General features: G+C 61.3%; 22 protein-coding genes and 5 pseudogenes. 13 read left to right on the top strand and 14 right to left on the bottom strand.

Annotated features, from left to right (window positions below):
* Positions 1 to 340: 340 nt before the first annotated feature.
* Positions 341 to 589 (bottom strand): integrase core domain-containing protein, encoded by a 249-nt coding sequence (locus AD89_RS0101620; protein ID WP_197021693.1) that lies wholly within the window; start codon positions 587 to 589, stop codon positions 341 to 343.
* A 284-nt stretch (positions 590 to 873) separates the two neighbouring features.
* Positions 874 to 1,731: a helix-turn-helix domain-containing protein gene (locus AD89_RS0101625; RefSeq protein ID WP_025776865.1), complete on the bottom strand. Its 858-nt coding sequence runs from the start codon at positions 1,729 to 1,731 to the stop codon at positions 874 to 876.
* 131 nt (positions 1,732 to 1,862) lie between these two features.
* On the opposite strand from AD89_RS0101625, the gene AD89_RS19810 reads away from it, so the two are divergent.
* Entirely contained in the window at positions 1,863 to 2,057 is a 195-nt protein-coding gene (locus AD89_RS19810) for a hypothetical protein (RefSeq protein ID WP_155807346.1), read from the top strand.
* 243 nt (positions 2,058 to 2,300) lie between these two features.
* Here the strand turns inward: AD89_RS19810 and AD89_RS20595 are convergent, their stop codons facing one another.
* Positions 2,301 to 2,720, bottom strand: coding sequence for a hypothetical protein (locus AD89_RS20595; RefSeq protein WP_197021694.1), 420 nt, complete (start codon positions 2,718 to 2,720; stop codon positions 2,301 to 2,303).
* Between the two features lie 215 nt (positions 2,721 to 2,935).
* Between AD89_RS20595 and AD89_RS20600 the strand changes: the two are divergent.
* The 4 genes and pseudogenes from AD89_RS20600 to AD89_RS0101650 all read left to right on the top strand — a co-directional run.
* A pseudogene (locus AD89_RS20600) lies at positions 2,936 to 3,445 on the top strand (SDR family NAD(P)-dependent oxidoreductase); the annotation flags it as partial.
* 9 nt (positions 3,446 to 3,454) lie between these two features.
* On the top strand, positions 3,455 to 3,745 hold the full coding sequence (locus AD89_RS20265) for a hypothetical protein (RefSeq protein ID WP_231488351.1): 291 nt from the start codon (positions 3,455 to 3,457) through the stop codon (positions 3,743 to 3,745).
* A gap of 60 nt (positions 3,746 to 3,805) precedes the next feature.
* Positions 3,806 to 4,432 (top strand): SDR family oxidoreductase, encoded by a 627-nt coding sequence (locus AD89_RS0101645; protein WP_025776869.1) that lies wholly within the window; start codon positions 3,806 to 3,808, stop codon positions 4,430 to 4,432.
* A gap of 91 nt (positions 4,433 to 4,523) precedes the next feature.
* Positions 4,524 to 5,426 carry an alpha/beta hydrolase gene (locus AD89_RS0101650; RefSeq protein WP_025776870.1) on the top strand — a complete coding sequence of 301 codons (903 nt, stop codon included), beginning with the start codon at positions 4,524 to 4,526 and terminating at the stop codon, positions 5,424 to 5,426.
* A gap of 9 nt (positions 5,427 to 5,435) precedes the next feature.
* Here AD89_RS0101650 and AD89_RS20270 read toward each other — a convergent pair whose 3' ends face one another.
* Positions 5,436 to 5,720, bottom strand: coding sequence for a DUF1990 family protein (locus tag AD89_RS20270; protein ID WP_025776871.1), 285 nt, complete (start codon positions 5,718 to 5,720; stop codon positions 5,436 to 5,438).
* Positions 5,721 to 5,873: 153 nt separating this feature from the next.
* Positions 5,874 to 6,017: pseudogene (locus AD89_RS20275) on the bottom strand (DUF1990 family protein); the annotation flags it as partial.
* Between the two features lie 305 nt (positions 6,018 to 6,322).
* Between AD89_RS20275 and AD89_RS0101660 the strand changes: the two are divergent.
* Entirely contained in the window at positions 6,323 to 6,775 is a 453-nt protein-coding gene (locus tag AD89_RS0101660) for a MaoC family dehydratase (protein ID WP_025776872.1), read from the top strand.
* A gap of 540 nt (positions 6,776 to 7,315) precedes the next feature.
* Here the strand turns inward: AD89_RS0101660 and AD89_RS0101665 are convergent.
* The 5 genes from AD89_RS0101665 to AD89_RS20445 form a co-directional block, all read right to left on the bottom strand.
* Positions 7,316 to 8,410 (bottom strand): Zn-dependent alcohol dehydrogenase, encoded by a 1,095-nt coding sequence (locus tag AD89_RS0101665; RefSeq protein ID WP_025776873.1) that lies wholly within the window; start codon positions 8,408 to 8,410, stop codon positions 7,316 to 7,318.
* 46 nt (positions 8,411 to 8,456) lie between these two features.
* A complete protein-coding gene (locus AD89_RS0101670; RefSeq protein ID WP_197021695.1) occupies positions 8,457 to 9,932 on the bottom strand; it encodes an aldehyde dehydrogenase in 1,476 nt (491 codons plus the stop codon).
* A gap of 106 nt (positions 9,933 to 10,038) precedes the next feature.
* A complete protein-coding gene (locus AD89_RS0101675) occupies positions 10,039 to 11,217 on the bottom strand; it encodes a CaiB/BaiF CoA transferase family protein (protein ID WP_025776875.1) in 1,179 nt (392 codons plus the stop codon).
* Between the two features lie 3 nt (positions 11,218 to 11,220).
* Complete coding sequence (locus tag AD89_RS20440; RefSeq protein WP_155807347.1) at positions 11,221 to 11,742, bottom strand: CoA transferase; 522 nt, start codon at positions 11,740 to 11,742, stop codon at positions 11,221 to 11,223.
* Positions 11,739 to 12,425 (bottom strand): CoA transferase, encoded by a 687-nt coding sequence (locus tag AD89_RS20445; RefSeq protein ID WP_155807348.1) that lies wholly within the window; start codon positions 12,423 to 12,425, stop codon positions 11,739 to 11,741. The genes AD89_RS20440 and AD89_RS20445 overlap by 4 nt, the downstream gene beginning before the upstream one ends.
* A 233-nt stretch (positions 12,426 to 12,658) precedes the next feature.
* On the opposite strand from AD89_RS20445, the gene AD89_RS19825 reads away from it, so the two are divergent.
* Both AD89_RS19825 and AD89_RS19525 read left to right on the top strand, forming a co-directional pair.
* On the top strand, positions 12,659 to 13,498 hold the full coding sequence (locus AD89_RS19825) for an acyl-CoA thioesterase (RefSeq protein ID WP_155807349.1): 840 nt from the start codon (positions 12,659 to 12,661) through the stop codon (positions 13,496 to 13,498).
* Between the two features lie 458 nt (positions 13,499 to 13,956).
* Positions 13,957 to 14,559 (top strand): isochorismatase family protein, encoded by a 603-nt coding sequence (locus AD89_RS19525; RefSeq protein ID WP_197021697.1) that lies wholly within the window; start codon positions 13,957 to 13,959, stop codon positions 14,557 to 14,559.
* A gap of 231 nt (positions 14,560 to 14,790) precedes the next feature.
* Here the strand turns inward: AD89_RS19525 and AD89_RS0101690 are convergent, their stop codons facing one another.
* Genes AD89_RS0101690 through dctP form a run of 3 tightly spaced genes read right to left on the bottom strand, consistent with a single transcriptional unit; the run spans position 14,791 to position 17,809 of the window.
* A complete protein-coding gene (locus tag AD89_RS0101690) occupies positions 14,791 to 16,074 on the bottom strand; it encodes a TRAP transporter large permease (protein WP_025776877.1) in 1,284 nt (427 codons plus the stop codon).
* On the bottom strand, positions 16,071 to 16,742 hold the full coding sequence (locus AD89_RS0101695) for a TRAP transporter small permease (protein ID WP_025776878.1): 672 nt from the start codon (positions 16,740 to 16,742) through the stop codon (positions 16,071 to 16,073). The genes AD89_RS0101690 and AD89_RS0101695 overlap by 4 nt, the downstream gene beginning before the upstream one ends.
* Positions 16,739 to 17,809 carry a TRAP transporter substrate-binding protein DctP gene (dctP, locus tag AD89_RS0101700; protein ID WP_197021698.1) on the bottom strand — a complete coding sequence of 357 codons (1,071 nt, stop codon included), beginning with the start codon at positions 17,807 to 17,809 and terminating at the stop codon, positions 16,739 to 16,741. The genes AD89_RS0101695 and dctP overlap by 4 nt, the downstream gene beginning before the upstream one ends.
* A gap of 641 nt (positions 17,810 to 18,450) precedes the next feature.
* Between dctP and AD89_RS20605 the strand changes: the two genes are divergently transcribed.
* From AD89_RS20605 to AD89_RS19830, 5 genes and pseudogenes are all read left to right on the top strand, one after another.
* A complete protein-coding gene (locus AD89_RS20605; protein WP_442853636.1) occupies positions 18,451 to 18,996 on the top strand; it encodes an SMP-30/gluconolactonase/LRE family protein in 546 nt (181 codons plus the stop codon).
* Between the two features lie 76 nt (positions 18,997 to 19,072).
* A pseudogene (locus tag AD89_RS20610) lies at positions 19,073 to 19,788 on the top strand (aldehyde dehydrogenase family protein).
* Positions 19,709 to 20,382, top strand: a pseudogene (locus AD89_RS20455) (aldehyde dehydrogenase family protein). Before AD89_RS20610 ends, AD89_RS20455 begins: the two co-directional pseudogenes overlap by 80 nt.
* A gap of 122 nt (positions 20,383 to 20,504) precedes the next feature.
* Positions 20,505 to 20,891, top strand: a pseudogene (locus AD89_RS20615) (alcohol dehydrogenase catalytic domain-containing protein); the annotation flags it as partial.
* Between the two features lie 218 nt (positions 20,892 to 21,109).
* Positions 21,110 to 21,283, top strand: a complete 174-nt coding sequence (locus tag AD89_RS19830) for a hypothetical protein (protein WP_155807351.1) — start codon at positions 21,110 to 21,112, stop codon at positions 21,281 to 21,283.
* 54 nt (positions 21,284 to 21,337) lie between these two features.
* On the opposite strand, the gene AD89_RS0101735 is transcribed toward AD89_RS19830, so the two are convergent.
* Positions 21,338 to 22,513 carry a CaiB/BaiF CoA transferase family protein gene (locus AD89_RS0101735; protein WP_025776885.1) on the bottom strand — a complete coding sequence of 392 codons (1,176 nt, stop codon included), beginning with the start codon at positions 22,511 to 22,513 and terminating at the stop codon, positions 21,338 to 21,340.
* Positions 22,514 to 22,562: the final 49 nt, after the last annotated feature.

The raw sequence follows: 22,562 nt of genomic DNA on the forward strand, positions 1-22,562 counted from the left end.
AAGCGCCTGTTGCCAAATCGTGTGAGCGTGTTTGTCAACAGGATAGATTGCTGGTTAGGGACAATAGACTATGGCTAAGAACTATCGCCGGGTCAATCGTGATCAGCAGTTCCTGCCCCCGCCCGATATGCGGAAATGGCTACCGTCCCATCACTTGGTGTGACGGATCGAAGCACTGGTCGCTGACCTCGATACAAGTGCCTTCGCGAAGCGTCGCCGACGGTCGGCGACTACCTCAACAGCCGGGCAGGCTGGGTACGACCCGGACATGCTGCCGGTGCTTTTGCTGTATGCCTACTGCCAAGCACTGGGTTTCGTATAGGCTCCTTTCTTTGGTTTCCTACGCACCCGCAACCTCAGCCATGGACTGGATGATCCATTCCGAATGGACCTCGGATGGCAGTCGGTAGTCGATCGCTGAATGCAACCCGGCCTGGTTGTACCAGGCCACCCACTTCGATGTCTCCGCCATCACCTCGATCAATCCCGACCGCACCTTCCGGTCGATGAGCTCGGCTTGATATACCAAGTTCAGAGCTTCGGCCATAGCATTGATGTACGAACCCTCACCCGAGCCCACAGACGCCACGACCTTGCCCCTTCCAGGGTCTCGCCATAGCGAATCGACCGGAATTGAACTCCGCGATCCGAATTAACCCGCATTCGTACTGAAGAGACCTCGCTCCAGTGCAATTCGATGAGCACTACTACACTGGTACCACCCGGCCAGTGGGCGTCGGCGTACCGCTATGAGCTCTCCACTGGACTCGGGGCGATCCAATATATCCATCACGGTGATCAGACAGACCAAAACGGAGGAATTCATGCACTCTGAGTATGACACCCCACCGGTGGTGCCCGCCCGCAAGCAGATCAAGGACCGTTGAGCGACTCCGCCAAAGCCCCCAGCCTCTTCGCGTCATCCGTCCTCTGCGAGGTCGACCATAGTACGAGCTGCCGACGCTCGGCGCCGTCATAGGAGAACGAGTCCCAATCAAGTGTCAGTCGTCCGACCAGCGGATGGTTGAGAGTTTTTGAACCGAAGTCCTGCTCGGCGATTCGGTGTTCAGCCCACCACCGGCGGAAGTCCTCGTCCTCAATGGACAACCGTCCGACCAACGCCGCGAGTTCGGGTTCGTTCGGGTTATGCGCGGCCTCGCGCCGCAGGATTCCGACGCAGGTCCGTGCCACGCTCTCCCACTCCTCATAGAGAGCACGGACCTCCGGTTGAGTGAAGACCAGTGACACGTAGTTCCGCCTGTCGGACGGAAGCCTGGAGAAGTCCGTGAGCAGCGCGGAAGCCAGACGATTCCAGGCCAAGATGTCCGTGCGTGGCCCCAATATCACGGCCGGCAGTTCCGTGATCTGGTCCAGCAGCAGCTGAAGCCTCTGGCTCCTGCCTGAGCGCGCGGGGCGGGAGCCGCCTAACCCCCGTGCCGCATCGAGAAGATCTTCGGCATAAGCCGTCTGTTCCGCACTCAGCCTGAGCACGCGACACAGGCTGAGCAGGATGTCCGGCGAGGGTGCAAGGCGTCCCTGTTCCACACGAGTGCAGTAGTCGCTGCTGACACCGGCTGCTTGCGCCACCTCTTCCCTCCGCAGCCCGGGCACTCGTCGGCGAGCGGTCCCTCCCCTGACGACATGACCCGGAAGTGTTTCAGGGGAGATCTCGGCCCTCCGGGCGCGCAGAAAATCGCCGAGAGCTTTGAGCTGGGGAGATGTGGGTGGCATGTCCTCAGGATAGGCATGCTGGAGGAGATTGTCCTGTGATGGTTTTGTCCTAGGAATGATCTTTTCCCTTGTGGGCACCGGCCACGCTTGCGAACCTGGAGGTCAAACGTCTCCACGCGAAAGGCCATGACGTGACCGAACTGGACACAATCATCCATGAGAGTGCCGACCGCGGACAGAACGATGCCGTGCCGACTGCAATGGGCGCTGCAGTCGCGAAAGCGGCCAAGAGCAAGATCTCGACCAAGCTCGATGTCATCGTCGAGACGTATGCCCAGATGTTCGCGCACGGTCAACGGACTCCGATCCTGCGTCGGCCGGACTAGTACGGCATGGACTATGAGAACGTGTTCTTTCCGTCGCTCGACGGCATGACCCTCGAAAGCTGGTTCATTCCGGCCGCCGGCTCAGACAAGCTCCTGATCGTCAACCATCCGGTGACCTGCAATCGCTACGGCTTCCCGGGTCACCTCACTCCGTGGAATACGATGGCCGGTGGTTTCGAAGTGAACTTCCTGCCCGAGTACAGAGCACTGCACGATGCCGGATACAACATCCTCGCCTACGATCTACGCAACCACGGACGCAGCGCAAGCGATCCGGCCGGAACCTCCGGTCTCGGGCTCGTGGAGAGCAGGTACGTAGTCGGTTCGGTCCGCCATGCCAAGCGCCACTGGCCGGAGATGTCGATCGGCCTGTGCAGCCGATGCATGGGCGGCAACTCGACGATCATGGCGATGGACCTCTACCCGGAGGATTGCGCCGAGACCAAGGTTCTGGCCGTCGTCAACGTGGTCAGCAGGCGAGCATTCATCGAAAAGGCCGCGGAGGCTGCCCGGCAGAACCCGGCCAAGGCCGCCGAGCGTCTGGACACGCGCATCCGCAAGCTCACTGGATTCCACCTCGACGAGCAGACGCCGCTTCACCATGCCCACACCGCGACGGTCCCCACGCTCATGGCACAGCTCCGGCGTGACTTCCTCATCCATGCGGAGAAGGACGGACAGGAGATCTTCGACGCGTTGGGTTCGGACACGAAGGAGCTCTTCTGGATCGAAGAGTCGAACCAGCGCTTCTACGCATACAACTACTTCGGAGACCACCCGGCAAAAGCACATCTCATGGTTCGACACCCAGATGGGGTGAATCCGGCGCGGAATTGGCACAACACGACAACGTCACACGACACGACAAGGATTGCGCAATGTCACGGCATGTATTACTCACTGGAACCTCATCAGGCTTCGGCGCCGCTCTCGTCGAGGCCTATGCGACAGAGGGTTGGCACGTCACAGCCACCTTGCGGGATCCTGACAGAGCTCCGGAGAGCTTCGCCTCTCTGGACAATGTGCAGGTGCTCCGCTTGGACGTCACCGACTCAGACACTGTCGGCGAAGCCATCACTTCGGCGCAGACGAGGCACGGGGCGATCGATGTCCTCGTCAACGTCGCGGGCCTGGTCGTCCAGGGAGCTCTCGAAGAAGTCAGCGTCGATGACTGGAGGCGACAGTTCGAGACCAATGTCTTCGGACTGGTCTCTGTGACACAGGCTGTCCTCCCCATGATGCGTGAGAGGGGTACAGGACATATCATCAACTTCTCATCGGGTGCAGGACTCATCGGTCTCCCGCGAATCGCGGCATACTCAGCTTCGAAGTTCGCGGTCGAGGGCCTCTCGGAATCTCTGTACCGCGAGTTGAAGTCCCTCGGCATACAGACGACCATGGTGGAACCCGGCGTATTCCAGACTGAACTCGGCAACTCAGCGGCTCGTCCCCAGCACCCTGTCGCCGACTATGACGCCATCACCGATCAGCTGCCTGGACTCTACGACTGGACCCCCGGAAACCTTGCAGGAGCTGTACGCTCGATCGTCGGCATCACTGCCGAGGACGGCGCCCCGCTCCGCCTCTACCTCGGCCACGGTCTGGACGAGGTCCGGGGGCATCAGAAGACCCGACTCGAAGAATGGGACAGACAACAGAACCTCACGGAGTCTGCCCTGCAGATTTAAGCATGCCGGCGCGTTCCAAGCCTCACCATCGAACGAAGACACCCAACGATCGGAGATACCATGTCCAACGTCCTCGTCCTCGGCGCCTCCGGGCAGATCGCCCGCCACGCCATTCCCTACCTCGCCGAACAGGGCGAAACTCTGACACTCTTCGCCCGCAACGCGGACAAAGTGGTGGCACCGGACGGCGCCCGGGTGATCGATGGTGATGTTCTCGACACGACCGCGCTCGATGAGGCCCTGCAAGGCCAGGACATTGTCTATGCAAACCTTGCGGGCGAAATCGACGAGCAGGCCGAGACCCTGATCGCCGCCATGGGCCGTGCCGGTGTCCGCCGGCTGATCTTCGTACTGGCGCTGGGCATCTACGATGAGCTCCCCGAGCCCTTCAACACCTGGAACCGTCAGATGATCGGAGAGGTTCTGAACGTCTACCGCCGGGCCGCGGACCTCATAGAATCCTCCGACCTCAACTACACCATCATCCGCCCGGCATGGCTCACTGACACGAGCGAGGTCGACTATGAGTTGACCGGCCGTGACGAGGAGTACAAAGGCACAGAGGTCTCCCGCAAGAGCGTCGGTGCGTTTGTCGCCGTTGTTGTCTCTCACCCCGAGCAGCACTCTCGGGCGAACCTCGGTATCGACAAGCCAGGAACCGACGGCGATAAGCCGTCCTGGTACTGATCCGCACCACCATTCCACCCGTCGGCGCGGTCCACGCGCCGACACACCGATCACGAGGCGCAGGACGCGCTTCGACTACGAAAGGAACACCATGCAAAAGGACATCACGTTCCCCAGCCAGGGCCAGACCGTGGCCGGCTCACTCTTCGTCCCGGACGACGTGCAGGGGCCAACGGCCGCAATCGTCGTCAGCCACCCGTTCGGATCTGTGCGTCAACAGTCTCCGATCCACTACGCGACCCGACTCGTCGAGCGCGGTTTCGTCGTCCTGACCTTTGACGCCGCCTACCAAGGTGAGAGCACCGGCGAACCGCGACAACTCGAGGATCCGTTCGTTCGTGTCGAGAACATCAAGGACGCCGTCAGCTGGTTGACCACTCTGGATGAGGTCGACGCCGAGCGGATCGGCGCCCTTGGCATCTGCGCCTCAGGCGGATACGTTCCCTTCGCTGCGGTCTCCGATCTCCGTATCAAGGCCGTCGCCACGGTCAGTGGAGCCGATGTCGGTGACCTCTATCGCTCCCAACCTGACGAGCTCCGCAAACAGCTCGAAGCCGCGGCGCAGGCACGGACCGATCGGGCCAACGGCAAGACTGTGGAACCGCAGCCGATGATTCCCATGACGAAAGACGCCGCCGATTCCATGCCGGATCGCTCGCTCTTCCAGGAGGCGTACTACTACTACCGCACCGACCGGGCGAAAGATGACCGTGCGCCGAACACAGTAGACCCGTCCAGCTTCGATCGCATGGCCGAGTACGAGTCGTACCGCTTCATCGATCAACTGGCTCCGCGCCCCCTGTTGATGGTCGCAGGAACCGAAGCCGACACCCTTCCCCATTCGGAGCAGGCCGTGGCGGCAGCGGGTGACTCCGCGGAACTGTTCCTGATCGAGGGTGCTTCACACGTCGATCTCTATGACAAAGCCGAGTTCATCGATCCGGCAGTGGAGAAGATCGGACCCTTCTTCGATCAGCACCTGACCCGCGCTTAATCGCGACCCTCACATGCGCCCTGCGGTCGGACCGTGCAAGTCTGACCGCAGGGCGCATGTGCGTCGCATCGCGTAGCAGGACATAGCACTTCGACGCAGAGTCCTTCCGTAGCGCCACTGGTAGATCACCTGCGCGAGCCGGACGACAGTTTCGCCGAGGCGCCAGATCCCGAACCCTGCTCGTGAGGCCGACCGCAGCACCAAGAAGACACGGTCGTCGGCGGTGCGAATGAGGATGAACGACTCCTCGACGGCGATCGATGCCCGGGCTTCGCGCCGAAGGTAAACCCGCACCGGTCCTCGGTCTCGATGACGCGGGAGGGCTCGGGCAGCCGGAACGGCCCGAGCCGGACCTTGATCGTCGGCTCCTGTCCTGCCTCGACGCGCGGCGGCCGGCCGCTGCCCCCTGCCTGCGTCAGTTCGTGCGGTGTTCGCGTCCTCCCCAGCCTACCCCGGCATCCCCTTGGCGATCTCTATGTCGAATCCGCTGCGAGTCTTCACCTCCCAGTTGAGGACCTCCTCGGCGCAGCGATCGAAAGTCTCCTTCCCACGCCCGACGAAGTACGCGGCTTCGAAGTTCCGATAGCCGTGGGGACGCTCGAGCCGCCTCGGCGAGTGCGGATCAGTGAGCGTTCGCGGGCGGCCGCCGCGCGACTCGACCGGGGCTGACGTCTGCTCGCGGTGGGATCGGGCCGTGCATCCAACCTACCGAATGCCGGACAAGCCGTCGCGAGTTTCGCTCTGACCAAGTACGGTTCTCAATGACGACGCATCATTGATCGAGTGTCCGCTCACCGGCCACATCGCTCTGACGCACGCCATGGTTGCGTGGCTGCGGACGATGATGCACGACCGCTCAGCGGGGCGCCACGCCCCAGGATCACAGGAGAACCGCAATGCGCACACTCAACGGCATCGACGACATCGAGTCGCTCATCGGGCAGGAGCTCGGCACCTCCGAGTGGACGACGAAGGACCAGGACGACATCAACGCCTTCGCCGATGTCACCGATGATCACCAGTGGATCCACGTCGACGAGGCGCGCGCAGCCGATGGCCCGTACGGTGCGACGATCGTCCACGGCTTCTTCACTCTCTCCCTCATCCCGAAGTTCTCGGCCGAGATCTTCTCGATCGAGGGAATGTCGATGAAGATCAATTACGGACTCAACAAGGTCCGCTTCCTCCAGCCGGTCGTCGTCGGGTCGCGGCTGCGCGGCAAGGTCGAGGTCAAGGACGTCATCCGCGGCGACAAGGGCACCCAGGTCATCCTTGCCCATACGATCGAGATCGAAGGCGAGCAGCGCCCGGCCTGCATCGCCGAGGTGGTCACCCTCCTCATCGAGTGAAACAGCGGCTCGAATGATCTGAGTGGAGACCCGCGCCGCCGCGGGTGCCTCTTCTCCGGCCTCGATTCCCAGTCCGGCAGAAACGCAGATTCTACGTGCAACGATGGCCTCTGCCCGCATGCATCGGGATCAGCCTGCAGCGGTGGTCGAGGCCTGAGCCGCAGCGACTTCCCTGACCGTTGCACAGTCTCTGTCCAGCTGCTGGAGAGCCAATAGACCATCGGCCGACACGTGTTCCTCCTCGACGTTCCGCCCTCCGAGCGAGATCGGGTCGCCGGACGCCAGAGCGACAGAGAGTTCTGGGACAATCTCATATTGAGCTCTCTGATGTCGTACTTGGGCACGTGGTGTTCTTTGAGCATTGTGGCCCGTTGAGTCCAAGTGCTGTGACTTCCCTTCCTTTCCCAAGCTGTGCTTGCCATTTCGTCCGAAAGTGGCGATGTGTGCCCCAGCACTGCATGATTTGGCCGACTCCGTGGTCGGCGGTCGACTGTAGCGACCTGGCCACGTGGCGACTCGGCTCAGCAACCGAGCTCGTCGTCAGTCGAAGACTACGACGCTGCGCGCAATCTCGCCGGATTCCAGCTTCTCGTACCCTTCGTTGATCTGGTCGAGTGAGATTGTCTCGGAGACGAGATCGTCGAGGTTCAGGCGTCCCTGTTGGTAGAGATCAGCGTAGAGGGGGATATCGAGATCGGCGATCGTATAGCCCATGAATAGGCCTTTAAGCTTCTTGTGCCCCCTCAGAAGGTCGTCTGCGCTCAGCTGCACGCCGGAACCGGGTTTGACCTTGCCGATCACGTAGGTCCCGCCGCCCACGCGGGTGAGCTCCACGGCCAGCTGTGCCGTCGCTTCGAGGCCGATGACCTCGAAAGCGTGATCGACTCCGCCCTCGCTTGCGATCTCTCGTACGCGGCCGACGACATCGTCCTCCGTACCTGAGTTGATGACGTCGGTAGCTCCGAATCGACGGGCCAGGTCGAGCTTGGTCGGCTGAAGGTCAATTGCAATGATGCGGCGGGCCCCGGCAAGCGCAGCACCCTGCACCGTGTTGAGTCCCACTCCCCCGCAGCCGATCACGGCGACTGTGTCACCGAGCTGCACCTTGGCGACATTCTTCACGGCACCGATTCCTGTGATCACCCCGCAACCCAGCAATGCTGCTCGGTCAAACGGCACGGCGTCATCGACCTTCACCACGTTGCGTTCGTGCACGAGGATCTTCTCGGCAAAGCCTCCGATGTCACCGATCTGCGTGACTGTTTCGCCATTCATCGAGTACCGCGGACGATCACCGGCCGGGCGTCGGATGGCGTCCGGATTGCTGCACATCGTCGGATAGCCCTGGCGGCAGCGCGAGCACTCTCCGCAACTCGAAATCAGATTGCCCACGACCCGGTCTCCGACCTTGACCGAAGTCACAAGCGAGCCGACTTCTTCGACTACTCCGGCGGCCTCATGCCCGAGCACCAACGGGACCGGCCATCCGAAGTCGGTCTTCAATGTGTGAAGATCGCTGTGGCAGAGTCCGCTGGCTTTGACGGACACCACCACCTCGCGCGACTGCGGGTCGTCGATGTCGACATCTAAGATCTCGAGGGGTTTACCCACCTCGGTCATCACGGCTGCTTTCATAGTCCTTGCGCTCCTTTGCGTACGTTTGTCTTTCGTGTTGGTTGCCTTATCGAGGCAATCCGATGCTCTTGAGCATGACAAGATCGTCAAACCCTTCCGACCCGAGTTCGTACCCGATGCCGCTGTCTTTCCAACCGCCGAATGGCGCGGCGATTCCAGCCGGATTTCCATTGACCTCGACCATGCCGGTGTCGATGCGAGAAGCCGCATCCACTGCGCGGTCCACGTCTTGGCTGAAAACAGAACCGCTGAGGCCGTACTGAGAATCGTTGGCGATCTCGATTCCCTCCTCCAGGGTGTCGTACTCGAGGACGATCCCGACGGGGCCGAATACTTCGTCCTGATGCACCTCAAAATCGCGTTCGACATTGGTGAAGAGGGTCGGACGGACGAACCATCCTGTATCGAGCCCTTCGGGCCGGCCGGCACCGCCCACAACAGGAGTGGCGCCGTCGGCAATAGCTCGCTCAATCATGCCTGCAACGCGGTCTCTATGTCCGGAGCTGACAAGCGGTCCGAAGTACGTCTCGTCATCAAAAGGATCACCGATCTTGAGTTCGTCAAGAATGGCTTTCATTGCCTCGATCACTTCTTGGGATCGGCTGCGCGGCAGAATGAACCGTGTCTTCGCCGTGCAGACTTCGCCGTTGCTGCGGTAAGCCATCTGGATGAGGCCGTTGGCGATCGTGTCCACATCGACGTCGTCGAGCACTAGGGCCGCGGACTTGCCACCGAGCTCAAGAGTGCAGGGACGAAGCATGGGGGCGCACTTGGATGCGATGTCTTTGCCGACCGGGGAGGACCCCGTGAAGGAGACCATATCGACGCCGGGGTGCTGGACCAGGTGCTGGCTAGGTCCACGTCGTGCCGGGACGAAGTTGATGACTCCGGCAGGTACGCCGGCGCGGGTCGCCATCTCTGCCAGGAGATATTGGTCCAGCGGCGCTTCGGGAGAGCACTTGACGACGACGGTGCAGCCAGTCAAGAGGGCTGGAGTCAGCTTGTACATGGTGATGAGGTGCGGCGCATTCCACGGGACCATGGCGGCGAGCACACCCTTTGGCGTGCGCGTGACTTTCGCCCGCCCGGTCGCGGCCTCTCGGATTTCGTCGAAAGGATAGGTGCGGGCGACCTCGATCATCTCTTCGACTACTCGGCGGGGCCGCTCGGCCTGAATCGGAACTGAATGGGCGATCGGAGTTCCCATCTCAGCCGTGACCAAGGTGGCCATGTCCAGTTCGTGCGTTTTCATCTCTGCCGCGAGTCGCTCGACGACCGCAATCCGCTCATCGAGGCTAATCTTCGGCCACGGTCCCTCGTCAAACGCACGGCGGGCGGCGGCCACTGCGCGGTCGATGTCCTCGTTCGATCCGAGAGGCACCTCGGCGATAGTCTGCTCGGTATACGGAGAAACCACCTCGAGCTTCTCCCCGCTGGTTCCCGGGAGCCATTCGCCGCCGACGAACAGGCTGCCATAGTTTCCTTGCCACATTGCTTCAGTCATCTTTTCTTCTCCGTTCATTGCCATGTCCTCTGCGACCAACGCAGTGATTTGCACCCAGCCATCGTCTCAGTTCGTCAAGGGCCGTTTACACCGGTGATCCTGCGTCCTGATGTCCGAGGCCGTCTCAACCAGATGATTCGAATATTGCGCCTCGTTTTCGATAGGCCTGGACTTCCTCCAGCTCGAATCCCCATTCAGTGAGCACTGCGAGCGTGTCGGCACCGATCGTCGGCGGAGAATTCTGGATTGCGCCCGGAGTCCTACTGAACTTTGGTGCAGGTGCTGGCTGCTCGATGTCTCCGACCTCGACGAATGTGTTGCGTGCCTGCAGGTGCGGGTGGCGGGATACCTCGCCAAGGGACATTACCGGTGAGATGCACGCGTCGGCCTTCTCCGCTAGTTGAGTCCACTCTTCCCTGGTCTTCTCGCCGAATCGCGCTGCCAGCTTGGCCTTGAGTTCGGGCCATCGACTCTGGTCGTGCTGGTCCGGCATGTCTTCCGGTACGAGACCGAGCACGGTGCAGGCTTTGCGCCAAAACCGTGTTTCGCTCGCGCCGATGCTCATCCACTGACCGTCGGATGTTTCGTAAACTGAGTACCACGGTGCGCCCGAATCAAGGCGATTGACACCACGCTGGTCCTGCCAATATCCAGACGCCGTCAGTCCGTGGAAGAGCGTCATCAAAGAGGAAGAGCCGTCAATCATCGCCGCGTCAACGACCTGACCGTATCCCGAGGTTCGGCACTCGATGAGAGCGGAGAGAACTCCCATCACCAGATACAGGGATCCACCTCCGAAGTCACCTCCGAGGTTCAGAGGAATGACCGGTGGCCCCCCTGCCTCGCCGATGGCACCGAGAACGCCGCTGAGCGAGACATAGTTGATATCGTGTCCAGGTTGCCGAGCCAGTGGGCCGTCCTGACCCCACCCGGTCATTCGTCCATAGACCAATCGAGGATTCTCAGCCATGCACGCTTTTGGGCCCAAACCCAAGCGTTCGGCGACTCCTGGGCGGAAACCTTCGATGACCACGTCGCTCTCGCGCGCCAGGCGCAATACGATGTCCTTCGCACCGTCGGCCTTGAGGTCGAGGCCGAGACTTCGACGGCTGCGTTGCAGCAGATTGAAGCGGGACTCGACAGGCGCGCCACCATCGTAGCCGGCAGGCGGACGGTCGATTCGCACGACTTCCGCTCCGAGATCAGCAAGCAGCATGCATGCGAACGGCCCCGGTCCTACTCCGCCCAGTTCCAGGACCCGTATTCCAACAAGCGGACCCTTCCTGCTTTGTTTTGCAGCCAAGGCTCAGCCCTCCTGATCCGGTTCGAGCAGGATGCGCTTCTGCCGGAGCGCGTCGATCCTGTCCTTGGAAATGCTGAACTCTTCCAAGAACTCGGTGGAGTTCTCACCCAGTCGAGGAGCGGGATGCCGCAGTCCAGGATCTCCGCCGCTCCACTTGTGCGGAACCGCCTTCTGTCGAATCAGACCTTCGGTCGGGTGCTCTTCTTCGATCCAGAACCCGACATCGTCCATCTGCGGATCCTCGATCAGACTTTCGGGGGTATTGAGACGCATCACGGGGATATCCGCGTCTTCGAGCAGCCGCACCCATTCGTCAGTCGTCTTGGTTTCCAAACTGTCGCTGACGAATTTGCAGAGGTAATCGATGTTCTCGGTGCGACCGGCGATGGTGCAGAACCGCTCGTCCTCGTTCATCTCCGGGTGCCTTGTGAGTTCGAACAACCGCTGCCAGTGCTCGTCAATATAGACAGAGTCGGCAATGTATCCATCGAGTGTCTTGTATGGAGGTCGGTCCTGACTCATCATGCGCGCGTACCCGAAGTTCCGATCGAGGGGACGAATGAGTGCCCATAGAGATGATCGCCTTTAACGAAGTGCGCGAAGGGCTCGAACATCAGCACGTCAACCTTCTGACCGACGCCGGCTCGCTCCTTTCCGGCAACGGCTGCTGCGATAGCGATCGCGGCGTACATTCCGACGATGCGGTCGGCAATAGCCGAAGAAACATACTTCGGATCACCGACATTCTTACTCTGCAGGTACGGCATACCGACAGCTGCTTGGATCAGGTCGTCGTATGCGGGCTTGCCGGCATACTGGCCGCCCTCGCCGAATCCGTATACCGAGCAGTAGACGAGCCCGGGGTTCTCTTCGGAAAGCAACTCATAGGACAGGCCAAGCCTTTCGACTGCTGCCGGTCGCAGACTCGAGACAACAACGTCCACGACCCTTGCCATCCCCTTGAGTACTTCGATGCCCTCGGTAGTTTTGAAGTCGAGACACAGCGACCTCTTGTTCCGATTGAGGTGCAAGAAGATTGCGGCCATCCCGTCGTGTCGTGAAAGCCCTACTCCGCGGGTCGTGTATCTCGCGGGTGATTCGACCTCGATGACTTCGGCGCCCATCTCCGCCAACAGAAGGGTCGCGAACGGCCCCATGAAGCTGGATGACATGTCGAAGATCCGAACGCCTTCAAGTGCTCCAGGCATCGTTGCCTCCTTCCCGTACTCTATAGCGCCACCCGACGCTCGCTCGCGACGGGCATCGTGCACGCGATGGCCAGCAATGACCTGTGACACCGAACGAGATTTGAGTTACATTTTAGCACGGACATAAAATATTCTATACAGCAAGTTGCGTGCCGTTCGCGAGTTGCGTCTTTCAGAAGTTGGTGCCGCGACAGCACTGACTCGCGGCACACTTTCGATGCTCAGGAGGCGCCTTGGAATGGAACAACGCTGGAATCCGCAGTCATCTTACTCGGGTCGAGGCATGGGAGCTCGACTACAACAGGCACTGGAGCACCCGCTACTATTTCCGTTCGTTTCAGCATGCATCGGAGGCGGTTCGACCGAGCATGCCATCGCACTCAGATGCTGAGCCGGCACCGCGGCAGTGGCATGTGCGCTTCCATCGCGAACTCCGTTCTACCTCATCGGTCTCAGTGCGCTCACTGCTAGTAGGCGGCGGAGAGCACGATGGGGCAGTCGTACATCTGCTCACCAGCTCAGGAGTTCTGTCCGCCACATGCCTTGAACTCGGCACACACGGCTCCCAGCTCGATCTGCCGGTCGTCGACTTCACCGAACTAGGACTCGCCTTCCCCCGTAGCATCGTCGGCCCACCTCCCTGGGAAACCGATTCGACGCACGACTCCGAACCGGCCCCTGTCGGCACGATTCGACCTGCAGACACTGATCACAACAACTCGCTATTGCTGGAGCATCTGGTGAGGCTCTGGGCGCAAGGAAGTCATGAGTTCTTCGAGTTTCTCGGTTTCACGCCGGAATTCACCAGCCAGACCGACATTGGACGGGTTTTGGCCGAAATCAGGCTGACCTGGCACGTCCACGGACATGCCGGAGACAGGGCATCGGTGGTGAGCAGACTGGGACCCGTTCGCGAAAAATCCTTCGGGGTCGTCCATACTGTCCATTTTGAGGAACAAGCAGCATCGGCCGTCATAGAACAGGTTGCTTTGGCAGTCGACATGCAGTCGCGCCGCGCGACGAGTGTGCCCGACTTCCTCCTGTCTATAGCGGAACCCGGACGCACAAGCTGAAACTTGCCGGTATGAAGCGCCCCAGCCGATCTGGTCCGGGGAGCGCGGACCGGGCCCACCACACGAAGAATCGTCGGCTACCGGACACGAAGCCCCCTGCACGGCCCATCCAACATTTCTGGGAGGCCCCGGCGTTTGCGTTTCCTGGAACGGGAGAAGAACCCGAAGACGGCCCCATCACCACTCTTGGAGACGGCGGCTCCCCTTATCGGCATCGACCGCGGTTGTCCGGGAAGCTTCACACCGGTGAACTCGCCATGCAACGCCGGCTTGACGAGCCGAGGCGTGCTGCCCAGACGTTCCGCCCAACAGACGACGAGCATGGGTGATACCGGTCGAAGTGGTCCCTCCCTGGGACTAGGCTTTGTCCGATGAGTATTCGGAGAGGCGACGTGACCGTGCAGTGATGGCGTCAATCGACAGAATCAACACAGTTCCAGATAAGGAGGATGACGAAAATGTCACACAAACTCAATGCAAGTGAAGCGGTCATGATCTTCGGCGATTTGCAGGAGGGCATCACAGACCTCCAGTCCACGAGTTCGGAGAAGGACCTCCGTCGTTCGGCGGGGGCACTAGCTCGAATCGCCGAATTGCACAACATTCCAACTCTCGCACTGAGTATTCCGAATACCGGCGGAGAGAACCCCTCGATTCTCAGCGAGATAGAAGACGCTCGAAGCGAGATCACGTACGTTCACCGAACACGTCCAGACTCATTTGAGGTTGAAGACTTCCGAACAGCGCTCGATCGAACAGGTCGAACTGCTCTCATCGTGTGCGGAGTCGCTACAGAGATAGTCGTGATGTGGCTTGCTCTTTCTGGCGCGGCCAAAGGCTACCGCGTTCATCTTGTTGTTGACGCCTGCGGCGCATTGAGCAAGCTTACCGGCGATGCAGCTCTGAGTCGTATAGAAGCTGCAGGGGTGACTTTGACGTCCGTCTATTCGCTAGCCAGTGAAGTCTCGGGGGACTTCACAGTTTCTCCAGGAAAGGAGACGATCGACATAGTGTATGAACTCGTTTCAGCCGGCCATTGCAACGGGTCGCCTACGCGATAGCCGCGGAGTCCGGAGCCGTTGTCCGCCTCCAACAAGTAGACTTGCTGGACGCGGACAACGGCTCTGCACCAGGTTCTACGCAGAGGGAGCGTCGGAACCACTCATCAACAACGCCTTCTCTGGTCGGCAGACCCCGGCACCACCGGTGTCATCGCGCTTGCAGATATGCGGAAGATTTGGCCCGCACGCAAGTAACACGCGCCACCGAGGCGGCACAATGACCGGCTCCGTTTACATTGTGCTCGGCAGCCAAGTGACGATCTGCGGCCAGACTGCGAAGAGCACCCCGACCACGAGCATGGCGATCACATATGGAACTGCGCCGCGGAAGACCTCGACGGTGTCCCTGCCGGAGGCTCGAGCGACGACGAAGACGTTGAGACCAAGTGGCGGAGTGATCAGTCCGATCTCTCCCATGAGCACGATGAAGACGCCGAACCATATGTCGTCGTAACCGAGTGCGACGACGACTGGCAGGACAATCGGCACCGTCAGCGCGATGATCGCGATCTGGTCCATGAAGAATCCGAGGATGACGAACAGAACCATGAGCAGGAGTATGACCACTAGCGGCCCGACCGGAAGTCCGCTCACCCATTTGACCAGCACCTCGGCGCCACGAGTGAGAGCAAATGCATAGCCGAACACCTTCGCTGCGATGACGATGGCGAAGATCATCGCGCTTGTCTTCACCGTCTCCAGAACCGCGGTGAATAACCCGTGGGCCGTGGCCTTCTTCATGACCAGGACGAGGATGAAGGAGACCAGACACCCGGCTGCCGCCGACTCCGTCGGCGTGGTGATTCCGAAGTAGATCAGTCCGACTACGACGACGAAGATGACCACCACTGGTGCCGCACCGAGGAGGCTGTGAAGCTTCACCGACCAGTGGACCTTCTGGCCACGTGGAACACTGGTACGGTCCCTGAGGATCGGAAGGAACATCGTCAGAGCTAACGCGGCTGCGATGATGAGGCCCGGCACGATGCCGGCGACAATGATGTCCCCGACGTTGGCCTCGGCGGTGACTGCGTAGAATACTAGGATCACGCTCGGGGGGATCATTCCGGCCAGAGTGCCGACAGCGGCAACCATTCCAGTCGCCGCAGCTGGGCGATAGCCCTCCTTGATCATATGAGGAGCGGTCGTCTGAGCAAGGGTCGCGGCCGCGGCAGTCGACGAACCCGTGACTGCGGAGAAGCCAACACCGGCCACGGTGGACGCGACACCGGAAGCGCCGGGCATACGCCCGAACACTGCCCGCGCCGAGGAGAACAGGGCGTCCATCATGCCCGAGAGCAGTAGCAGGTGCGCCATGAGGATGAAGAGCGGAATCGCCGACAGCGAGAGGCTCCGGACGGAATTGATGGGGATGATCTCCATGACTCCGAACACGCCTTCGATCGACAGGAAGCAGAGGAGACCGACCAAACCCGAGATGATGATCGAGAACGCGACGGGCACCCGAAGGAGGATGAGGACGAAGAGCAGCAGGAAGAGGGCGAGTGCGATCATGGTGTGACTCCATCGTCGAATTCGTCGTAAGCGTCCTCAGAGACCACTGCCTCGGTGGGCGCGTCATCACCCGGGTCGTAGTCTGTCACGACCTCTCGAATCGGCGCGGAGACCTCCTTCACGAGGTCGATCGCAACGATGACCGCTCCGAGCAGCATCGCGATTGGTACAATCGAGAGCATCGCTACGCTGGGGATGGGCAGCTCGGCCGAGCCGCTCATCGGCCCCTGGCCGGTCTCCCACGCGAATGCCGCCGCCGAGGCACCGGCCAACCCGAGGATCACCAAAGCGATGAGAATGAGGACATAGGACAGCGTCAGCAGAAATTTCCGGACGGGCGCCGGGAACCGATTGAAGATCGTCGCTACCGCGACGTGAGACCCGGTCCGGTAGGCGGTGACGATTCCGAAGAACGCTATCGTCGTCAGCAGGTACTTCTCCGTGAAGCCCACGGACCACCCGAGCGGGCTTCCGAATACGCTGCGTGCGACCACCGCCGCAAGTATGAGCGCCACTATCGTGACCGTGGCGAGGCCGGCGATGACTCCGCTGACCCCGGACAGGCAGTTCTGGAACCGATCGAGCCGAGGAGTCTCCTCGGTGACATAGCCGAAGGCGGTTCGCTCAGCCGTCCCTCGCCGATTCGGATGTTGGATGACTGAGGTCATTTCTCTTCCACCTCCTTGACGCGACGTTCGAGTTCGTCGAGGGTCCGTGCAGCGGGAATGCCGCTCTCCTCTCCCGCCTCGGCCCACGAATCCCGGACCCGATCGAGCACGGAGTCCCACTCGGCACGATCATCGCTGCGGATGTCGGCGAACTGCACCCCGGCACCCTCCATGTCCCCGATGGCCTCCTCATCGGCGGCCTTCACGGACTTACAGGTCCCCTTCTGAGCCACGGCAGAGGCCTCTCGCAGAACCTTCCGCTGCGCATCGTCGAGCCCGTCCCATGCGTCCGAACTGATCCCGAGGTACGCAGTGGTGGCTCCGAGATTCGCTCCACGGGTCACATAGTTGATGACGTCCATGACGCCATAGGATTTGAGCACGTACTTACCGGTCTGGACACCGTCCACGGTGTTGCGGGCGATCGCCTCGTAGTAGTCGGCACCTGTCATCGGGACCGAAGCGGCACCCAAGCCGGCGAGCACACGGTCCGTGGTTCCGCCGGCGCCCGCGATCATCAGGCCCCGCGCATCGTCGGGGGTCTCGACAGGCTTTTTCGACGTCGCGATCTCGAGTTCGGGAATGGCAACGCCCCACATCGCGTGGAACCCATGAGCCTTCAGTTCGTTCTCATAGATCGTTCCTCCCGGTTGCATCATCGGGATCAGAGCGTCCGCACGGCGACACGAGTCCTTGGTGATCCCCGGCAGATCGCCGACATTGGCCAAAGGGAGCTCGTCGACGTTGTACGAGGGAATGATGTATCCGATATCGATGGCCCCGGATCTCAGCAGATCGGGTATCTCTTCCTGAGCTCCCAACTGCCCGGCGGGATAGTGTTCGATCTCGAGCCCGACATCTCCCCCATGTTCGGCAATGTAGTCGACGAAGGGGACGGATCCGCCCGCTCCGACCGGATGGGTGTCGGGAAAGGCCTCTGCCATCACGAGGCTCACTTCATCTTTCTCCGCCGGATGTGCCGCACAGCCGACGAGTACCGTCGTCGCGGTCGTCAGCAGTGCGGCGAGGACCACTGCTCTCTGTCTGCTTCTCTTAGTTCGTGTCACTGCAGTTCCTGTCGTCTTCGATAGGTGCATCCTGGCTGCGAACGGCGCAGTCAAGTCTACAGTATACTTAATTTTCGATAGAATAGGGCTGACTCTTGATATCACCGTGCATACAATATACAAATATCATATTGGTGAGAACCACTGCGGATCAACGATCAGGTTCAAACGAGGCAGTCAGTCGATGCCAATATTCAGCACTGCTGTCAAAGGCTAGACCTTCACCGAAGGGCCCGTTGGAGAAACGGTCGACTGTACTTCTCCGACCTTTACACGCACTGCGTCAGATCCGTCCACGAGGATGGCAGTGACCTTCGGGACGAGTCCGGTACACGATGATCAGACTTCCGGCCTCGGCTGGCTGCCCGACGGCAGCGTGCTGATTTTCAGCATGCTCGATCACAAACTTCTTCGGAAAGAGGACGACGGCTCGATCGCCATTCACACCGATCTGTCAGGGAGAATCCAAGGCTGGGCGAACGACCTCGCCGTCGATTCCAGCGGCAGCGCCTATCTGGGACAGTTCGGTTTCGACCTTTTCTCCGGCGCGCCGTCTCGCCCACTGCACTCCTGCACTTTGACGCGCAGGAAACGGTCAGCGAGGGAGCCGACGGCCTCTACTTCCCCAACGGGGAACTGTCATCGACGATCGAACGCTCGTCGTCAGCGAGTCGTATGCAAACCCAATGACTGCATTCACCATCGAATCGGACGACAGCCTGAGCAATCGACGCACCCGGGCAAGCTTCGGCACACCGACCGAGAACACCGCCGCGTTCGATGAGCTCGACATCGCTCCGGACAGCACATCGGGCATCGACCGTGAAGGCGCGATCTGGGTCGCCGATTTCACTCATCGGCGAGTTCTTCGTGTGCATCCACAAAGAGGTGTGCTCGATGAGAGCTCCGCGGACAACGGAGTCTTCGCGACGGCTCTCGGAGGAACGGACGGACGCTGTTCATCTGCGTTGCCCAGGGCTTCGACCCAGAGGAGCGCAGAGTCACGCGATCTGCCGCGTTCATCTCGACGGACGTCGACGCGCCGGCGGCCTGAACGGCGCAGTTCTCAAGATGTCACCCGACGACCACTCGATCCCGGCGCACCTTCTCATGTTGAGAATTCTCGTTGCCCGAGGCTCGACCATCTCAGTGAGGCACCACCGATAAGAAGAAGACATGTCCATTGAAATCTTGCAAGGATACTATGACTCGCTCTTCATCGACGGCAAGTGAGCTGCTTCGACGGGGCAGGACACTGCCGAGGTGATCAGCCCCTATACCGAGAAGCCGATCGCCACGGTTCCGGTTGCGGCGACCGACGACGTCGATCGCGCGGTCGCCGCCGCGCGCAGGGCTTTCGACTCCGGGCCATGGCCTCGCATGTCGTTGGCCGAGAGAATCCAGATACTCTGCCGTCTCAGCGAACTCCTCGGGGACAGCGAACGCACGATGGCCGAACTCGTCACGGCCGAGATGGGCACCCCGATCTCGCAATCGGTTTCGATCCACGCGACGCGGTCACGACTGGTGCTCGACGAGATGATACGTCAGGCGGAGGGAATCCTGTCCGACGAAATCCGCGACGCACCGACGGGACAAGCAAAGATCGAGCGCGGCCCCTCGGGGTGCTCGGTGCACTCATTCCTTGGAATGCGCCGCATCTCATCACGCTCGACAAGATCGCGCTGGCCCTGCTCACGGGATGCACGGTCGTCGTCAATTGTGCAGCCGAAACCCCTTTGGACCAGTATCTGCTCGCTGAGCTCGCGATTGAGGCAGGAATCCCCGACGGCATGATCAACGTCCCCCCTGCTGGCAACGAACCCAGCCAGCACCTGGTCACCCACCCCCGGCGTCGACACCATTTCGTTCACGGGTTCGACGGACGCGGGCAGGGACATCGGCGCTCGCTGCGGCGATCTGATCAGGCATGCCATCCTCGAGCTCCGCGGGAAGTCGGCCGCGGTCGTCCTCGATGACATCGACACATCATCCACAGCGGACACACTCGTCCAGATGGCCTATCGCAGCAACGGCGGGGGCTGCACTGCGAAGACCCGGTTCATCCTCCTTTCGACGCGTGCGGACGAGATCGTCGAGTCCGTGACATCCATCCTCCGCTCGCTGAAAGTCTCCGCCCCTTCGCCGAGGACACATTCTTCGGCCCATTGGCCACCTCTGCGCACAGGGATCGGGGCGAAGGCATGGTCCGACGCGCGATCGACGCAGGCGCTGTTCCCGTCATCGGCGGCGGTCGTCCGCAGCACCTCGACAAGGGCTGGTTCGTCGACCCGGTTCTCTGCACCGTTGTCTCCCCGGAAATCGAAATCCATCAGGAGGAGGTGGTCGGACCGGTCGGCATCGTTCTCACCTACGACACTATCGACGAGGCTGTCGCCTTGGCCAAGGGTTCGCGGTTCGGGTTGAGCGGAACTGTGTTCGGAGATGATGTCGACCGCGCCGTGAGCGTAGCCTCTCGGATCGACACGGGAATGGTCGAGGTCAGCGGCAACCCGGCCGGGCTGGCCGCCTCCCCCCTCCGGAGGGCAGAATCAGAGTGGGCTGGGCTTTGAACTCGGCCGCGAGGGCTTCGACGAGTTCCTTACCGTCAAGAGCGTTGGTGTGCCACGGGACTACCGGCTCGCCGCACGTTGACCCCGAAGATCACCACGACAATTCAGCGGAGTGCACAACTATGAAAGCAGCAGTCCTGTTCGAAGTCGGACGACCCTTGGACATCCACGAGATCGACATCGTCGAGCCTCAGCCTCATGAGGTCGTCGTGGCGGTCAAGGCCAGCGGGCTGTGCCACAGCGATCGCAGTGCCATGACGGACGACTATGGTAGGCCGCTTCCTGGCGTGCTCGGCCACGAGGTCGCCCGAGTCGTCGAGTCCGTCGGGTCGGAGGTGAGGTCGGTCGCTATCGGAGACCATGTCATCTCCAATCTCATCACCAGCCGCGGAAACTGCGCCAGATGCCGCGTCGGTGTCTCCACCGAATTCACGAATCCGGATGCTATCCGGCATCGCGCCGATGAGCCGGCGCGCTACACTCGCAACGGTTCTCCGGTCAGCCAGATCGGTGACATCGGCGGCTTCGCCGAGAAGATCCTCGTGCACGAACGCAATCTCGTCACGGTCTCCCCCGGCATCCCCTTCGATCGCGCTGCGCTCCTCGGATGTGCAGTGATCACCGGCGGAGCAACCTATGCCGTCGGCAAGATGAAGCCGGACACGGGGGTGACCCTCGCAGCGCTGCCGATCTCCTTCGTCCGCACAAGACGCTGCGTGGAGTCTTCATGGGCCGATCGGCGCCGGATGTCGACATCGCACTCTATGTGGATCTCTATCAGCAGGGGCGCCTCATTCTCGACGATCTGGTCTCGGAGAGGATTTCACTCGACGACATCAACGAAGGATACGCACAGCTGCGTGAGGGCGCGATCGCTCGCAGCGTCGTCGTCTTCGACTGACAGAGGTCGTGCGGTCCCGATTCTCCTTCACCGCTCGACCGTCATGCCGACCAGTCACCGATCCGGCTCTGCCATTCGTCGCCATTCGTCATTGTCCTCACCGATCTCATGGACGGCCTCCAAGGGCCGCGGACGCACTCCGTCGAAGCTGAGCGCCAGCCCCGCGACGGCGACCTCGTCCGGGCTCTGGGCTGCGATCATCCCGAGGGCCCGGGTGTGCTCGTGCTCGACCATCTCCGCCGTCGTCTGCACCGGTGCCACCGCGACGCCGGCCGATTCGAGATGGACTCGCCAGTCGGCCCGCGTGCGCGTGCTGACGATCGAGCCGATGAGCTCATCGAGCCCATCCCTGTTCTTCAGCCGGCCCGCATTCGTCGCAAACCTTTCGTCCTCGGCCCACTCGGGATGGTCGAGCGCCGTCGCGAGCTGGGCGAAGAGAACGTCGTTGGCCGCGCTGATCACCAGGTCGCCGTCGCTGGCGGAATACGCTCGGTGGGGAACGATGAACCTCACTCCCGAACCGTGTCGACCACCGGGCTCCCCGTCGATCGTATAGTTGGCCACGCCGACGGACATCCAGGCGATCGCGGTCTCGAACAGCGAACCTGTGACCGCGGCTCCCTCCTGGGTGATGTTCCGGCGGAACAGCGCTGAGACGATCCCGATGACTGCCCACATGCCGGAACCGAAGTCGATGATCGACACTCCCGCACGCGACGGCGGCTGATTCGCCTCTCCGGTGAGATTCATGATTCCGGAGAACGCCTGCAGGAGCGGATCGTACCCCGGCAGCGAGTCCAAGGGGCCGGGCCCGCCGAACGCGCCGATCTCCGCATGGACGAGACGCGGATTCCGAGCCCGCAGCGATTCGGCATCGAGCCCGTACTTGACGCTCGTGCCCGGACGGAGGTTGCTGAGGAAGACATCGGCATGATCGCAGATGAAATCCTGAAGCCTCGCAAGCTCGTCGGCGTCCTTGATATCGACCCTGACGCTCTTCTTCCGCCGGTTGAGCGCGTGGTAGGCGCCTCCGCTGCCTTTCCAGGTGCTCGGCCCCCACCCTCGGGCGGAGTCACCTCCGGAGCGTTCGATCTTCCACACCTCGGCGCCGAGTTCCGCCAACGTCTTTCCCGCGAACGGCGCCGAGGCGCTGTCTCCGAGTTCGACGACCACGACACCGCTCAACGGCAGATTCTGTGTCGATCCGCTGTTCTCCGCTGTTGCTTCCATGTGCACATACCTCCTCGTATCACGTGCCCCTGACAGCCGCTCCACTGCG

It is taken from the genome of Brevibacterium sp. VCM10, assembly GCF_000583215.1.
Lineage (GTDB): Bacteria > Actinomycetota > Actinomycetes > Actinomycetales > Brevibacteriaceae > Brevibacterium > Brevibacterium linens.

Bases quoted from the DNA above. Each gene is read 5' to 3' on its own strand.
- AD89_RS19525 (WP_197021697.1), top strand. From the start codon at position 13,957: ATGTCACACAAACTCAATGCAAGTGAAGCGGTCATGATCTTCGGCGAT.
- AD89_RS0101650 (WP_025776870.1), top strand. From the start codon at position 4,524: ATGCAAAAGGACATCACGTTCCCCAGCCAGGGCCAGACCGTGGCCGGC.
- AD89_RS0101665 (WP_025776873.1), bottom strand. From the start codon at position 8,410: ATGAAAGCAGCCGTGATGACCGAGGTGGGTAAACCCCTCGAGATCTTA.
- AD89_RS0101625 (WP_025776865.1), bottom strand. From the start codon at position 1,731: ATGCCACCCACATCTCCCCAGCTCAAAGCTCTCGGCGATTTTCTGCGC.
- AD89_RS19830 (WP_155807351.1), top strand. From the start codon at position 21,110: ATGGGCCGATCGGCGCCGGATGTCGACATCGCACTCTATGTGGATCTC.
- AD89_RS0101735 (WP_025776885.1), bottom strand. From the start codon at position 22,513: ATGGAAGCAACAGCGGAGAACAGCGGATCGACACAGAATCTGCCGTTG.
- AD89_RS20595 (WP_197021694.1), bottom strand. From the start codon at position 2,720: ATGGATGAGGAAGTCACGCCGGAGCTGTGCCATGAGCGTGGGGACCGT.
- AD89_RS0101645 (WP_025776869.1), top strand. From the start codon at position 3,806: ATGTCCAACGTCCTCGTCCTCGGCGCCTCCGGGCAGATCGCCCGCCAC.
- AD89_RS20265 (WP_231488351.1), top strand. From the start codon at position 3,455: ATGGTGGAACCCGGCGTATTCCAGACTGAACTCGGCAACTCAGCGGCT.
- AD89_RS0101660 (WP_025776872.1), top strand. From the start codon at position 6,323: ATGCGCACACTCAACGGCATCGACGACATCGAGTCGCTCATCGGGCAG.
- AD89_RS0101670 (WP_197021695.1), bottom strand. From the start codon at position 9,932: ATGAACGGAGAAGAAAAGATGACTGAAGCAATGTGGCAAGGAAACTAT.
- AD89_RS0101695 (WP_025776878.1), bottom strand. From the start codon at position 16,742: ATGACCTCAGTCATCCAACATCCGAATCGGCGAGGGACGGCTGAGCGA.
- AD89_RS20440 (WP_155807347.1), bottom strand. From the start codon at position 11,742: ATGATGAGTCAGGACCGACCTCCATACAAGACACTCGATGGATACATT.
- AD89_RS0101690 (WP_025776877.1), bottom strand. From the start codon at position 16,074: ATGATCGCACTCGCCCTCTTCCTGCTGCTCTTCGTCCTCATCCTCCTT.
- AD89_RS20445 (WP_155807348.1), bottom strand. From the start codon at position 12,425: ATGCCTGGAGCACTTGAAGGCGTTCGGATCTTCGACATGTCATCCAGC.